Origin of the sequence: Streptomyces sp. NPDC088157, assembly GCF_044741545.1 — a bacterium.
GTDB lineage: Bacteria > Actinomycetota > Actinomycetes > Streptomycetales > Streptomycetaceae > Streptomyces.
In genome coordinates, this window is the sequence record NZ_JBIUSU010000005.1 from 605,789 (window position 1) to 620,427 (window position 14,639).

At 68.4% G+C, this 14,639-nt stretch carries 9 protein-coding genes, 1 tRNA gene and 1 pseudogene; 1 reads left to right on the plus strand and 10 read right to left on the minus strand.

Going from position 1 to position 14,639, the window contains the following annotated elements; all coding sequences use genetic code 11:
• Positions 1-82: 82 nt before the first annotated feature.
• Positions 83-883, minus strand: coding sequence for a maleylpyruvate isomerase N-terminal domain-containing protein (locus ACIPFH_RS22860; RefSeq protein ID WP_401828844.1), 801 nt, complete (start codon positions 881-883; stop codon positions 83-85).
• Positions 884-1,003: 120 nt separating this feature from the next.
• On the opposite strand from ACIPFH_RS22860, the pseudogene ACIPFH_RS22865 reads away from it, so the two are divergent.
• Positions 1,004-1,204: pseudogene (locus ACIPFH_RS22865) on the plus strand (replication initiator); the annotation flags it as partial.
• 138 nt (positions 1,205-1,342) lie between these two features.
• Here ACIPFH_RS22865 and ACIPFH_RS22870 read toward each other — a convergent pair.
• The 9 genes from ACIPFH_RS22870 to dnaA all read right to left on the minus strand — a co-directional run bounded on the left by ACIPFH_RS22870 (position 1,343) and on the right by dnaA (position 14,430).
• Positions 1,343-1,419: transfer RNA gene (locus ACIPFH_RS22870), tRNA-Ile, on the minus strand.
• A gap of 123 nt (positions 1,420-1,542) precedes the next feature.
• Positions 1,543-2,337, minus strand: coding sequence for a DUF3566 domain-containing protein (locus tag ACIPFH_RS22875; RefSeq protein ID WP_401828846.1), 795 nt, complete (start codon positions 2,335-2,337; stop codon positions 1,543-1,545).
• A 16-nt stretch (positions 2,338-2,353) separates the two neighbouring features.
• A complete protein-coding gene (gene gyrA, locus ACIPFH_RS22880) occupies positions 2,354-4,948 on the minus strand; it encodes a DNA gyrase subunit A (RefSeq protein ID WP_401828847.1) in 2,595 nt (864 codons plus the stop codon).
• A gap of 42 nt (positions 4,949-4,990) precedes the next feature.
• A complete protein-coding gene (gene gyrB / locus ACIPFH_RS22885) occupies positions 4,991-7,075 on the minus strand; it encodes a DNA topoisomerase (ATP-hydrolyzing) subunit B (protein WP_401828848.1) in 2,085 nt (694 codons plus the stop codon).
• A 373-nt stretch (positions 7,076-7,448) separates the two neighbouring features.
• Positions 7,449-7,985 carry a DciA family protein gene (locus ACIPFH_RS22890; RefSeq protein WP_356260517.1) on the minus strand — a complete coding sequence of 179 codons (537 nt, stop codon included), beginning with the start codon at positions 7,983-7,985 and terminating at the stop codon, positions 7,449-7,451.
• On the minus strand, positions 7,982-9,103 hold the full coding sequence (recF, locus tag ACIPFH_RS22895) for a DNA replication/repair protein RecF (RefSeq protein WP_401828851.1): 1,122 nt from the start codon (positions 9,101-9,103) through the stop codon (positions 7,982-7,984). The genes ACIPFH_RS22890 and recF overlap by 4 nt, the downstream gene beginning before the upstream one ends.
• A gap of 52 nt (positions 9,104-9,155) precedes the next feature.
• Positions 9,156-10,031: a phosphogluconate dehydrogenase (NAD(+)-dependent, decarboxylating) gene (gene gnd, locus ACIPFH_RS22900; protein WP_401828852.1), complete on the minus strand. Its 876-nt coding sequence runs from the start codon at positions 10,029-10,031 to the stop codon at positions 9,156-9,158.
• 201 nt (positions 10,032-10,232) lie between these two features.
• Positions 10,233-11,363 carry a DNA polymerase III subunit beta gene (dnaN, locus tag ACIPFH_RS22905; RefSeq protein WP_356260508.1) on the minus strand — a complete coding sequence of 377 codons (1,131 nt, stop codon included), beginning with the start codon at positions 11,361-11,363 and terminating at the stop codon, positions 10,233-10,235.
• A 1,036-nt stretch (positions 11,364-12,399) separates the two neighbouring features.
• Complete coding sequence (gene dnaA / locus ACIPFH_RS22910) at positions 12,400-14,430, minus strand: chromosomal replication initiator protein DnaA (RefSeq protein WP_401828854.1); 2,031 nt, start codon at positions 14,428-14,430, stop codon at positions 12,400-12,402.
• Between the last annotated feature and the right edge of the window lie 209 nt (positions 14,431-14,639).

Here is a 14,639-nt window from a genome sequence, read left to right on the forward strand (position 1 = left end):
GTGCTTGTTGGTGTCAGCCGCTGGTGTCAGCCGTCGCATGCGGTCTTGACAAGGCTTACTTCGCCGCTCTGCAGCACCCGTCCTACTCCTCCGGTTCCCACGCGCGGAGCAGGTCGAACAAACCTGCGTCTCCGTCGATCTGCAGTGAGTCCGCCGGGATACGGTCGTACACGAAGAGGACCAGCTCACTGGCCGTGCCGCGGACGGAGACGCCAGCCGCGTTCGGGCCCTCGTCGGCAGCAGCGACAGGCGTCGTGCCGGGCGCGGGGATACGGGTGGAGCGTGCGCCGTCGCCGTCGACCGTCAGGCGCCAGGAGTGGCCCTCGTTGGCGTGGAAGTCGAAGGCGGTGGGCTTGTGCGGCCAGGCACTCGTCGTTGCGACGCAGGTGAACAGGAACTCCTCGACACCGTCGAGTGCCACCTCATCCGGCAGCGGCTGCGGGGCACCCACAGTGACCTGGGCGTCGTAGGTGTGCACCGCGATCTGCTGGAGCTGGTGCCGGGCGACGGCGCCACAGGTCTGCGGCGACTGCGACGCACCCCACCACGTCCAGCAACCGCGATCCGGGCCGGCCTCCCGCAGTGCGTCCAGCAACTCCTGCGTCGACGCGGCCAACCAGGCCGGCAGGGCCTCGCGCTCCCGAGGCGCAGCCGGGGCGCCCTCTGGGACGGACTTGGCCGGAGCGGCAGGCCCTGCGGCTACGGTGGCGGCCCAGGAGCGGCGCCCCTCGCCGATATGCTGCGCCAGATCGGACAGCGTCCACTCCGGGCAGGTCGGCACCTGCACCTCGAGGCTGGGCGCGGAGGCTACCGCGGCGCGGAAGGCGCTCGACCGTTCGTCGATCAGTCGCAACAGCACGGGGAACGCGAGTGTCGTTGTCACATGGACTCCCTATCACCGCGTTCCGACAATCGGACAGCGATTTTCACAGCCGACGCGGCGAGCGCGCGGCACGGGCCGGGCGCCCACAGGTGACGCCGTGTCCTCATTCTGAAACGATCAATGAGTCACGTAACGCCGCAGCGGCAACGCCTCATCAGCCGCTCTTGCCATGCCCACGTTGAGGTTTCCGATCGCGGAGCAGTCCACTTCCACGCGGTCATACGCATCGACGGCCCCGACGGCGGCGAGACTCCGCCTCCGTCATGGGCCACCGCCGAGCTGCTGACCGACGCCATCGGCGCTGCCGCGTCCAGGGTCGACAGTGAGCGGGAGGCTGTGACGCTGCTCGCAGAGCTGCTGGAGGACCCGCTGATCGGCTGACCGCAGCCCTTCAGCGCCGCTGGTGTCAACCACTGGTGTCAAAAGACCCCCGGACCAATGGCCCGGGGGTCTTCTCGCTGGTGGGGCTAACAGGATTTGAACCTGTGGCCTCATCCTTATCAGGGATGCGCTCTAACCAACTGAGCTATAGCCCCGCCGCGCTCTGCGGTGTGTGTCCCGCGCGCTGACTCCTGAAGATTAGCGCACGACGTGGGCAGTCCCAAAATCGATAGTCACGGGACGCACAGCAGGGTTTGGAACCGCTACGACGGCAAAGGTCACTCGTCCTCGGCGAGCGTCAGCTCGACGCCGCCGACGAAGCCCGCGGAGAGGTTGTAGATGAACGCGCCGAGTGTGGCGAGCGCGGTCGCGAGGACGACGTCGATGACCGCGATGATCGACGTGAACATCAGGACGTGGGGGAGCGACAGGAAGGACTGGAGGTCGAAGCCGTTCGACTCGTTGGAGCCGGTCGCCTCCGAAATCGTCCCGCCGACCGTCGAGAAGACGCCCATCGCGTCCATGACCATCCACAGCACGGCGGCCGCGATGATCGTGCAGATGCCCAGGGCGATCGAAAGCAGGAAGCTGACCTTCATCACCGACCAGGGGTCGGCCTTCGCCACGCGCAGCCGGGCCTTGCGCACGCGGGGCGTGGTGCGGGCGCCGGTCCGCGGTCGCCGTACGGCGCCGGCCGCGGCCGGCGCCGGGGGCGCCTGCGTCGGGTAGGCCTGCGGCGGGTGGTAGGGCCCGGCGGGCTGCTGCTGCGGCTGCCGCTCACCGGGGAGCGGCGACGCCTCCTGCTTGGCCTGCGTGCCTCGGGTTTCCGTCACGGTTCCCCCCTGGGATCCCTTCGATCCTTGTGTGTCGGTCGAGGGTGAGGGCGAGTCGGCCGCAGGGGGTTTGATGGCCTTCAGCTGGGTCGTGTGGGTGTCCGCCGCACGCCCGTCGGTCCCCCCGGCGCCCCGCGCGTCGGTCGTACGCGCGTCCCCCGCCGCCGACGCGGCGGAGCCACGGCCGCCGCCGTTCTTACCCGTACCGGCAGACGTACCGGCGCCCGTGGCTCCGCTCACGTTGACTCACTCCTCGCTACTCGGACGAGGGCGACTCACCCTCGTCCGTGCCGGTGGTCGTGGCTGCCTCGGCGATCTCGTCCACGGCGTCCTCGCCGTCGACCTCCTCCGCCTCACGCCCCGCCTCGGCGTTACGTGCGATGCCGACGACGGCATCGCGCTTGCCCAGGTTGATCAGTTGGACGCCCATGGTGTCACGGCCCGTCTCCCTGACCTCATTGACTCGCGTACGAATCACACCGCCGGACAGCGTGATGGCGAGGATCTCGTCGGTCTCCTCGACCACCAGCGCGCCGACAAGAGAACCGCGGTCCTCGACGATCTTGGCAGCCTTGATACCCAGGCCGCCGCGACCCTGGACGCGGTACTCGTCGACGGCGGTCCGCTTCGCGTACCCACCGTCTGTGGCAGTGAACACGAACGTACCGGGTCGAACAACATTCATCGAGAGCAGCTGGTCTCCCTCGCGGAAGCTCATGCCCTTGACGCCCGAGGTGGCACGGCCCATGGGCCGCAGGGATTCGTCCGTGGCGGTGAACCTGATCGACTGCGCCTTCTTGCTGATCAGAAGCAGATCATCGTCGGCCGATACGAGTTCGGCTCCGATCAGTTCATCGTCGGAACCGTCCTCTGTCTCGCGGAGATTGATCGCGATGACACCACCGGCGCGCGGCGAATCGTAATCCTTCAGAGGCGTCTTCTTGACCAGCCCGCCCTTGGTCGCGAGCACCAGGTACGGCACCGCCTCGTAGTCGCGGATCGCGAGGATCTCCGCGATCGCCTCGTCCGGCTGGAAGGCCAGCAGGTTCGCGACGTGCTGACCACGCGCGTCACGCCCGGCGTCGGGCAGCTCGTACGCCTTCGCCCGGTAGACGCGGCCCTTGTTGGTGAAGAACAGCAGCCAGTGGTGCGTGGTCGAGACGAAGAAGTGGTCGACGATGTCGTCTTCCTTCAGCTTCGCGCCACGCACTCCCTTGCCGCCGCGCTTCTGCGAGCGGTAGTCGTCGGCCTTCGTGCGCTTGACGTAGCCACCGCGCGAGATGGTGACGACGATGTCCTCTTCGGCGATCAGGTCCTCGATGGACATGTCACCGTCGTAGGGCACCAGCATCGTCTTGCGGTCGTCGCCGTACTTCTCGACGATCGCGGCCAGTTCCGCGCTCACGATGCCGCGCTGACGAAGCGGCGAGGCGAGGATCGCGTTGTACTCGGTGATCTTCGCCTGGAGTTCGTCGTGCTCCTGGATGATCTTCTGGCGCTCCAGGGCTGCCAGTCGCCGCAGCTGCATCTCGAGGATGGCGTTGGCCTGGATCTCGTCGATCTCCAGGAGCTGCATCAGGCCCGTGCGCGCGATGTCGACGGTGTCGCTGCGCCGGATCAGCGCGATGACCTCGTCGATGGCGTCCAGGGCCTTGAGGAGGCCACGCAGGATGTGCGCGCGCTCCTCGGCCTTGCGCAGCCGGAAGCGCGTACGGCGGACGATGACCTCGATCTGGTGCGTCACCCAGTGGCGGATGAACGCGTCCAGCGAGAGGGTGCGCGGGACACCGTCGACCAGGGCCAGCATGTTGGCGCCGAAGTTCGACTGGAGGTCCGTGTGCTTGTAGAGGTTGTTCAGGACGACCTTGGCGACCGCGTCCCGCTTCAGGACGATGACCAGGCGCTGGCCCGTGCGGGACGACGTCTCGTCACGGACGTCGGCGATGCCGCCGATCTTGCCGTCCTTCACCAGGTCGGCGATCTTCTGCGCGAGGTTGTCCGGGTTCACCTGGAACGGCAGCTCCGTGACCACCAGGCACTGGCGGTTCTGGATCTCCTCGACCTCGACGACCGCGCGCATCGTGATGGAGCCGCGGCCCGTGCGGTACGCCTCCTCGATGCCCTTGCGGCCGACGACGAGCGCGCCGGTCGGGAAGTCGGGGCCCTTGATGCGCTCGAGGAGGGCGTCCAGCAGCTCCTCGTGCGAGGCGTCCGGGTTCTCCAGGTACCACTGGGCGCCGGACGCGACCTCGCGCAGGTTGTGCGAGGGGATGTTGGTCGCCATGCCGACGGCGATACCGGCCGAACCGTTGATCAGCAGGTTCGGGAACCGGGCCGGCAGGACGGTCGGCTCCTGGGAGCGGCCGTCGTAGTTGTCCGTGAAGTCGACGGTCTCCTCGTCGATGTCGCGGACCATCTCCATGGACAGCGGCATCATCTTGCACTCGGTGTACCGCATGGCGGCGGCCGGGTCGTTGCCGGGAGAGCCGAAGTTGCCGTTGGAGTCCACCAGCGGCATCCGCATCGACCACGGCTGCGCGAGGCGGACCAGCGCGTCGTAGATCGAGGAGTCGCCGTGCGGGTGGTAGTTGCCCATGACGTCGCCGACGACGCGGGCACACTTGTAGAAGCCCTTCTCGGGCCGGTAGCCGCCGTCGTACATGGCGTACAGGACGCGGCGGTGGACGGGCTTGAGGCCGTCCCGGACGTCCGGCAGCGCGCGGGAGACGATGACGGACATCGCGTAGTCGAGGTACGAGCGCTGCATCTCCGTCTCGAGCCCGACGGGCTCGATGCGCATCACGACGTCGCCGCCCTCTTCAGGGGTGACGGGAGTGTTCTCGTCGGTCATTGCTGGTGAGAATCCTTTCTGGTGCGGTCAGCTGAGACCGACTCAGATGTCGAGGAACCGGACGTCCTTGGCGTTGCGCTGGATGAAGGCGCGGCGCGCTTCGACGTCCTCGCCCATCAGGACCGAGAACAGGTCGTCGGCCTGGGCTGCGTCGTCGAGGGTGACCTGGCCGAGGACGCGGTGCTCCTGGTCCATGGTCGTGATGCGCAGCTCCTCGGCGTTCATCTCGCCGAGGCCCTTGAAGCGCTGGATCGAGTCCTCGCGCACCCGCTTGCCGCGCTGACGGCCCATCTCCAGCAGCGCGTCGCGCTCCCGGTCGGAGTACGCGTACTCGATGTCCTCCCGGCCCCACTTGATCTTGTAGAGCGGGGGACGGGAGAGGAACACGTGCCCGGCCTCGACCAGCGGCCGCATGAAGCGGAACAGGAAGGTCAGCAGCAGGGTGTTGATGTGCTGGCCGTCGACGTCGGCGTCCGCCATCAGAATGATCTTGTGATAGCGGAGCTTGGAGATGTCGAAGTCCTCGTGCACACCGGTGCCGAAGGCGGAGATCAGCGCCTGGATCTCCTGGTTCTGCAGGATCTTGTCGATCCGCGCCTTCTCGACGTTGAGGATCTTGCCCCGGATCGGGAGGATCGCCTGGTACTGCGGGTTGCGGCCGGACTTGGCCGAACCGCCGGCGGAGTCACCCTCGACGATGAAGATCTCGCACTTGATGGGGTCGTTCGACTGGCAGTCGGAGAGCTTGCCCGGCAGGGACGCCGACTCCAGCAGACCCTTGCGGCGGGTCAGGTCGCGGGCCTTGCGGGCCGCCACGCGCGCGGTGGCCGCCTGGATGCCCTTGCGGACGATGTCCGCCGCCTCCACCGGATTGCGGTCCAGCCAGTCGTTGAGGTGCTCGTAGACCGCCTTCTGGACGAAGGTCTTCGCCTCCGTGTTGCCCAGCTTGGTCTTCGTCTGACCCTCGAACTGGGGCTCGCTCAGCTTGACGGAGATGATCGCGGTCAGACCCTCGCGGATGTCGTCACCCGTGAGGTTGTCGTCCTTCTCGCGCAGCAGCTTCTTGTCCCGCGCGTACTTGTTGACCAGGTTCGTCAACGCCGCGCGGAAGCCCTCCTCGTGCGTGCCGCCCTCGTGCGTGTGGATGATGTTGGCGAAGGAGTACACGCCCTCGGTGTAACCGCTGTTCCACTGCATGGCGACTTCGAGGGAGAGGCTCCTCTCCTTGTCCTCCGCCTCGAGGTCGATCACCGTCGGGTGCACCGCCTCGCCCTTGCGGGAGTTGAGGTACTTCACGAAGTCGACGATGCCGCCCTCGTAGTGGTACGTGACGGTCTTGACCTCGTCCTTCTCGTCCGCACCCGCCTCGTCCGCCCCGGCGGTGGCCTTGGCCGACTCGCGCTCGTCGGTGAGTTTGATCGTCAAACCCTTGTTGAGGAACGCCATCTCCTGGAAGCGCCTCGAGAGCGTCTCGAAGGAGTACTCCGTGGTCTCGAAGATGTCGGCGTCGGCCCAGAAGGTGACCGAAGTGCCCGTCTCGTCCGTGGCATCGTGCTTGACGAGCGGGGCCGTCGGGACGCCCATCTTGTAGTCCTGCGTCCAGCGATGGCCGTCGGTCCTGACCTCGACCGCGACCTTGCTCGACAGGGCGTTCACGACCGAGACGCCGACGCCGTGCAGACCACCGGAGACCGCGTAGCCGCCGCCGCCGAACTTGCCTCCCGCGTGCAGCACGGTCAGCACGACCTCGAGGGCCGGCTTGCCCTCGGACGCGACGATGCCCACCGGGATACCGCGGCCGTTGTCGATGACACGGACGCCGCCGTCGGCCAGGATCGTCACGTCGATGGTGTCCGCGTGGCCCGCCAGCGCCTCGTCGACCGAGTTGTCGACGACCTCGTACACGAGGTGGTGCAGGCCGCGCTCGCCGGTCGAGCCGATGTACATACCGGGTCGCTTGCGGACCGCGTCCAGACCCTCGAGGACGGTAATGGCGCTGGCGTCGTACGAGGCGGTGACCTCGCTGCTCGAGGTGTTGGCCTCGGCGCTCGCGCCGGCGTCGGTGGACGGGATGTTCTCGTTGGGGTTGCCGGAATCGGCCACGAAGCGCCCTTTCTGGCACAGCACCAGCCAGGCTCGTCGGCAGGTTGCCGGAGCGGCTGCGGCATGTTGCGTTGGTAAGCCTTGATCAGCGTTGCTCAGAGTCTCCCGGGCGGTCCCCACGTTCGGGGCGGGATTGGCTTCCAGTCTACCGGTAGCACTGACACTGATGGGGGTTTGCCGGTACCTGAGTCCGCATGTGCCGCCCTCAACCGGTCTCTTTGGGGTCCCGATATGCGGAAGGGGGCTTCAAGAGGCTCACGGAGGCACTCAGCGCTTCGGGGTGTCAACCCTTGGCTACTTGGGAGTCAGGTCCGAATTCGCACCCGCACGCGGGCGCACAAGACGAAGGCCGGGCGGTCGCCAGAGGACCGTCCCGGCCGGAGACGCGTGACGCACGTCACCCGTAGGTATCGCCGGGACCGGTGCTCCCCGGGGCCCTCAGAGGGCCGTAGCGGCGCGCGGGACCGTTGGGACCGAGCACCTTGATCAGCCGCACCGCGCCGTGGCCGAGATCCTCGTTGAGGCGCGCGACCAGGGTCGGGGCGAGCAGCCGCAGGTTCGTCGCCCAGGCCGTGGAGTCGCAGCGCACGATCAGCGCCCGCTCCTCCTCGTCGTACTTCTCAGGCACGCAGTGCTTGGCCACGTCCTCGCCGACGATCTGCGGCCACCGTCCCATCACCCCGCCCACCGCGGCCGGCGCCTCCCACCCGCGCTCGGTGAGCAGCCGGTTGATCGCGGCGCCCAGCGCCATGGGGTCACGGCCGTCGGCACGCGCGCCGGAGCGCAGGCCACCACCCCGCCGAGCCTGCTTCTTCTGCTGAGCCGCGTCCCCACGCGCGCGTGCCTGCTCCCGGGCGGCCCTGAGCGCCACCCGCGCGAGATCGACGCCGGAGGGCTCGGGGACCCGCTTCGCGGCAGGCTCTTCGTCGCTCATACGCGTTCCACGGTCCCCTCGGCCACGGCGTACCGGGCGCCCGCCAGCACGTGCGGCACGTCGTCGTCGACGGCCGCCGTCACCAGTACCTGCTCGCCCGGCGCCACCAGCTCGGCCAGCCGCTCCCGCCGACGGACGTCCAGCTCGGCGAAGACGTCGTCCAGGACCAGCACCGGCTCGTTGCCCTCGGCCCGCAGCAGGTCGTACGAGGCCAGCCGGAGCGCCAGCGCGTACGACCAGGACTCTCCGTGGGAGGCGTACCCCTTGGCGGGCAGCTGACCGAGCTTGAGGATCACATCGTCCCGATGCGGGCCCACCAGGGTGACGCCCCGCTCGATCTCCTGCTTGCGGACGTCCGCGAGCGCGGCCATCAGCTGGCCGTACAGGTCCTCACGCGTGTGTGCCTCACCGGGCGCGGACGGCTTGTACTCCAGGGCCACGGGACCGCCTCCGGGCGCCAGCTGCTCGTACGCCTTGTCGGCCAGCGGCTGGATCGCGGCGACCAGGTCGAGGCGTTGGGCGAGCAGCTCCGCGCCCACCCGCGCGAGGTGCTGGTCCCACACGTCGAGCGTCGAGAGATCCATGGAGCGCCCGCCGTGCCGCCGGGCGAGCGCGGCCGACTTCAGGAGCGTGTTGCGCTGCTTGAGCACCCGCTCGTAGTCCGAGCGCACGCCCGCCATCCGCGGGGAACGCGCGGTGATCAACTCGTCGAGGAAGCGGCGCCGCTCACCGGGATCCCCCTTGATCAACGCGAGATCCTCGGGCGCGAACAGTACGGTTCGTACGATGCCCAGCACATCACGAGGTCTGACCTGCGAGGACCTGTTGATACGGGCGCGGTTGGCCTTGCCCGGGTTCAGCTCCAGCTCGACCAGTTGCCGGCGGTCGCCCTGCCTGATCTGCGCCCGGACGATGGCTCGGTCGGCGCCCATACGGACCAGGGGAGCGTCCGAGGACACCCGGTGGCTGCCCAGGGTGGCGAGGTACCCGACGGCCTCGACGAGGTTCGTCTTGCCCTGCCCGTTGGGACCCACGAAAGAGGTGACGCCCGGGTCCAGTGGAACTTCGACCCGGGCGTACGAGCGGAAGTCGGCCAGCGACAGATGCGTGACGTGCATGGTCGTTCGCCGACCTCCCCCAGGGTTGTGGATCGCGGGGCGACCCTGTGGACTACTTCTTCTCGACCGCGTGGCCGCCGAACTGGTTGCGCAGCGCCGCGATCATCTTCATCTGCGGCGAGTCGTCCTGACGGGACGCGAACCGCGCGAACAACGAGGCCGTGATCGCGGGCAGCGGCACGGCGTTGTCGATGGCGGCCTCGACCGTCCAGCGGCCCTCGCCGGAGTCCTGCGCGAAGCCCCGCAGCTTGTCGAGGTGCTCGTCCTCGTCGAGGGCGTTGACGGCCAGGTCGAGCAGCCAGGACCGGATGACCGTGCCCTCCTGCCAGGAGCGGAAGACCTCGCGCACGTCCGTGACGGAGTCGACCTTCTCCAGCAGCTCCCAGCCCTCGGCGTAGGCCTGCATCATGGCGTACTCGATGCCGTTGTGGACCATCTTCGCGAAGTGGCCGGCGCCGACCTTGCCGGCGTGCACCGCGCCGAAGTCGCCCTCGGGCTTGAGCGCGTCGAAGACCGGCTGCACCTTGGCCACGTGCTCCGCGTCGCCGCCGAACATCAGCGCGTAGCCGTTCTCCAGGCCCCAGACGCCGCCGGAGACACCGCAGTCGACGAAGCCGATGCCCTTGGCGGCCAGCTCCCGCGCGTGCTTCTCGTCGTCCGTCCAGCGGGAGTTGCCGCCGTCCACGACGACGTCGCCCGGCTCCAGCAGCTCGGCGAGCTCGTCGACGGTCGACTGGGTGGCCGCACCGGCCGGGACCATCACCCAGATCACGCGCGGGCCCTTGAGCTTGCCCACAAGCTCTTGGAGGCTGTGGACATCGGCGAGGTCCGGGTTGCGGTCGTATCCGACGACGGTGTGGCCCGCGCGGCGGATCCGCTCGCGCATGTTGCCGCCCATCTTGCCGAGGCCGATGAGACCGAGCTCCATCAGTTGTTCCTTAGGTCGCTGTGTGGCGTGTGAGGTGCTCTCGCACCCGTGTCCGAGCCTAAACCCGGACGGTCACGCACACCTGTGGGCATACGCGCTCAGACGTACGACCCCACCTGGGGGTTCACCGGTGGCTTCTCCCCAGGGACCGCCCCGGTCGTCCACGGCCTGTGGACAACCGGTCGGACATCGGCACCGGCGTCAGCCGCTCAGGCGCACCGGCATGATCAGGTACTTGTAGGCCTCGTCCGCCTCCGCGTCCAGCGCGGGCTTGCCGCTGAGCAGCGCCGGCTTCGTGGACGTCGTGAAGGACAGCTGGGCGACCGGGGAGTCGATGGCGCTCAGACCGTCCAGCAGGAAGGTCGGGTTGAAGGCGATCGAGATGTCGTCGCCCTCGAGCTGCGCGTCGACCCGCTCCACAGCCTGTGCGTCGTCGCTGGAACCGGCCTCCAGGATGAGCACCCCCTGCTCGAAGCTGAGCCGCACCGGGGTGTTGCGCTCGGCGACCAGGGCCACGCGCTTGACGGCCTCCACGAAGGGGGCGGTCTCGATCACGGCGACGGAGTTGAACTCGGTCGGGAACAGCGTGCGGTACTTCGGGAGGTCGCCCTCCAGGAGGCGGGTCGTCGTACGGCGTCCCGCGCCCTCGAAGCCGATCAGGCCCTCACCCGAGCCGGAACCGGACAGCGCCAGGATGACGCTGTCGCCGCTCGTGAGCGCCTTGGCGGTGTCCAGGAGCGTCTTGGCGGGCACCAGGGCGACCGCGGACGCGTCCGGGTTCTCCGGCTTCCACAGGAACTCGCGGACCGCGAAGCGGTAGCGGTCGGTGGAGGCCAGCGTGACCGTGTCGCCCTCGATCTCGATGCGCACACCGGTGAGGACCGGCAGCGTGTCGTCACGGCCGGCGGCGATGGCGACCTGGGCGGCCGCGGAGGCGAAGACCTCGCCGGGGACCGTGCCCGTCGCGTTCGGCATCTGCGGCAGGGACGGGTACTCCTCCACAGGCAGGGTGTGCAGGGTGAAGCGCGAGGACCCGCAGACCACCGTCGCCCGTACACCGTCTGTGGAGATCTCCACCGGGCGGTTGGGCAGAGCCCGGCAGATGTCCGCGAGCAGGCGGCCGGAGACCAGGACCGTGCCCTCCTCCTCGACCTCGGTCTCCACGGAGACCCGTGCGGAGACCTCGTAGTCGAAGCTGGACAGGCTCAGCTGGCCGTCCTCGGCCTTCAGCAGCAGGCCGGCGAGGACAGGCGCCGGCGGACGGGCCGGGAGGCTGCGTGCCGCCCAGGCCACGGCCTCCGCGAGTACGTCGCGTTCCACCCGGATCTTCACTCTTGCCGCCTCCTGCTGTTGCCGGCGCTTCTCGCCCTGCCTGGCCTTCGTCGTCTGTCTCGGTGTGGTGGTCCCCGCTGCGGGGCAGACCCACCGGGGACCAGTCTGACGCACCGCACTGACAGTCGGTGCCTCTCGGGGTCAAGTCGTGACGAGGGGCAGCCGGGCACCGAAGAGCGAGTTGTGCACAGGACCCCCTTCTAAACGGATTTCTCGCTCTCTCTAGTTGGGAGTAGTAGTAGGGGCTGTGGAAACGGTGGATAACTGTGTTTTCGCAGCTCAGAGGCGAGATTTTGTCCACTGGCCCTGTGGGCGGAGGCGGTGGATAACTGGGGTCTTCTGTGGAGAACAAAAAGTTCTGCACACTCCGTGCACAGGCTGAGGCGAGTTCTCCCCAGCGGCGTCCCCAGGTTTACCCACCTTTCCCACAGGCCAACCAGGCACCTTCGTGTGACGCCTTTCACTCGACCCGGTGAGGAGGCGCGTCGGGTTGCCGAACAGTGGACAGCCATGTGGAGAAACCGGAGATCGCTGGGGACAACCGGTCGCAGCCTGTGGGTTGCCGGTGGACAACTTCGTGCACAGCCTGTGGATCATTTTTTTGTCCACAGGCTGTGGAAAACCTTCGTCCACGAATCCACAGCCAGATGACCTGGCCCGATCGTCCCGCACCGGCAGCGCCTGTGGACACAGTCTGGACAACTTCCCGGTCCCCAGGGTGTGGACGGGAAAAAGTCGCCGAATCTGTGGAGAGTGGCCGTAACCCGGCCGGTAATCGAACACCGGGTGAGCGGCGGACGACCGTTGCCGACCGCGGCCCGGCCGTGAACCGGGTGCCGTCCGGCCGTGTATCAGGTGCGGCCCGGCCGTGAATCGGGTGCCGTCCGGCCGTGAACCGGCCGCGGTTCGGGCCAGGGTCCGGTTGTCGCAGGCCGGCGCTGAACGATGTGCCTGGGCCCGGGAACGACGAAGGGCGTCCCCGGATCTTTCTCCGGGGACGCCCTCAGCGACGTCCGGGACGCGTTCTGCGGGGCCGTCAGCCGTTCTTGATGCGGTTGGTCAGCTCGGTGACCTGGTTGTAGATGGAGCGCCGCTCGGCCATCAGATTGCGGATCTTGCGGTCCGCGTGCATGACCGTCGTGTGGTCACGGCCGCCGAACAGCGCGCCGATCTTCGGCAGCGACAGGTCCGTCAGCTCGCGGCACAGGTACATGGCGATCTGCCGGGCCGTCACCAGCGCCCGCCCGCGTGAGGTGCCGCACAGGTCCTCGACGGTCAGTCCGAAGTAGTCGGCGGTCGCGCCCATGATGGCCGTCGACGTGATCTCGGGGGCGGAATCCTCGCCACCGGGGATCAGATCCTTCAGGACGATCTCCGTCAGCCCCAGGTCCACCGGCTGCCGGTTGAGCGACGCGAACGCCGTCACCCGGATCAGCGCGCCCTCCAGCTCGCGGATGTTGCGCGAGATCCGGGACGCGATGAACTCCAGCACCTCCGGCGGGGCGTTGAGCTGCTCCTGCACCGCCTTCTTGCGGAGGATCGCGATGCGCGTCTCCAGCTCGGGCGGTTGCACATCGGTGATCAGACCCCACTCGAAACGGTTCCGCAGCCGGTCCTCCAGGGTGACCAACTGCTTGGGCGGCCGGTCGCTGGAGAGCACGATCTGCTTGTTGGCGTTGTGGAGGGTGTTGAAGGTGTGGAAGAACTCCTCCTGCGTCGACTCCTTGTCCGCGAGGAACTGGATGTCGTCGACGAGCAGGATGTCCATCTCGCGGTACCGCTTGCGGAAGCTGTCGCCCTTGCCGTCGCGGATGGAGTTGATGAACTCGTTGGTGAACTCCTCCGAGCTCACGTACCGCACGCGCGTGCCCGGGTAGAGGCTGCGCGCGTAGTGCCCGATGGCATGCAGGAGGTGCGTCTTGCCGAGGCCCGACTCCCCGTAGATGAAGAGGGGGTTGTAGGCCTTCGCGGGCGCCTCTGCGACGGCGACGGCGGCCGCGTGCGCGAACCGGTTGGAGGCGCCGATGACGAACGTGTCGAAGAGGTACTTCGGGTTCAGGCGGGCGGTCGGCTCACCGGGGCCGGCGGTCGGCGAGGACTGCTTGGCCGACTGTCCGGGCCCACCCGGTCCGGACAGACCGGGCCCGCCCGGGCCGCCGCGGTGCGGATGACCGGGACCGCCCGACGGGTCGGACAACTCACGCCGACCGGTGTCGCGCTGGTCGTAGTCGGAGCGTGAGGGCTCGTAGTCCGACCGCTTCTGCTCGTACGGCGACGGGTCGTACGGAGGCCGTTCCATCGACTGGGGACGGTAGTCCTGCGACGGCGGACCGTAGGGATCCTGCTGTGACGGGGCGCCGTACGGGGCCTGGGACGAAGGCCCGCCGTACGTGTCCTGCGACGAAGGCGACGCGTAGGGGTCGCGCTCCGGGAAGCCGAGCCGCTGCTGCTGCCAGCTGTACTCGTCCTGCTGCGGCCGCGGCCAGGCGCCCGGCTCCGGGCGCTGGTACTCCGAGGGGTACGCGGGCCGCGCGGTGGGCAGTTGGTCCGGACGCTGGTCCGGACGCGAGCCGGGAGGCTGGTCGCCGGGCGCCGGGGGCAGCTGTTCGGCGCGGTGTCGGCCGTAGCCCTCGTACTGGCTTTCGTACGGTTTGTCGTAGCCGGTGTCGTAGCGGCCGTCCTGACCGTCGTACCGGCCGTCCTTGCCGTCGTAGGGGCCGGCGGGAAGCTCGGGCTCCTCGTAGCGCGACTGCTGCTGCACGGGGGGTGCCGGCGGGGCCGGAGGTTCACCGGCGGAGTCGTCGACAGTGATCGCGATACGGATCGGCCGCCCGCACTCGCGGCTCAGCGTCTCGCTGACGATCGGGGCCAGGCGGCCTTCGAGGACGCCCTTCGCGAATTCGTTCGGCACGGCGAGCAGAGCGGTGTCGGCGACCAGCGCCAGTGGCTGGCAGCGTCGGATCCAGTGCTCGTCCTTCACCTCGAAACCCTGGCCGCGACCCTCCCCGAGGAGCTGCTCCAGTACTCGTGGCCACACTGCGGCAAGATCGGCAGGCACGTCAGCCACAGGGCACGCTCTCTCGTGGGTCCCACGAACGTGTGGTTGCGGGACGGTCGGGATTCATATCGGGTGGGGCCAGGGACAAAGGAACGAATCGGAGTTCAGCCACGGTAGTCAGGGCGACGGGTGCGGTTCAAGTTGTTGTCCCCAGGCTGTGGATAGTGTCTCCCCGTGACCGCCGGTTTGACCGAATGGCGCAGCCGCGCGTACCGTAA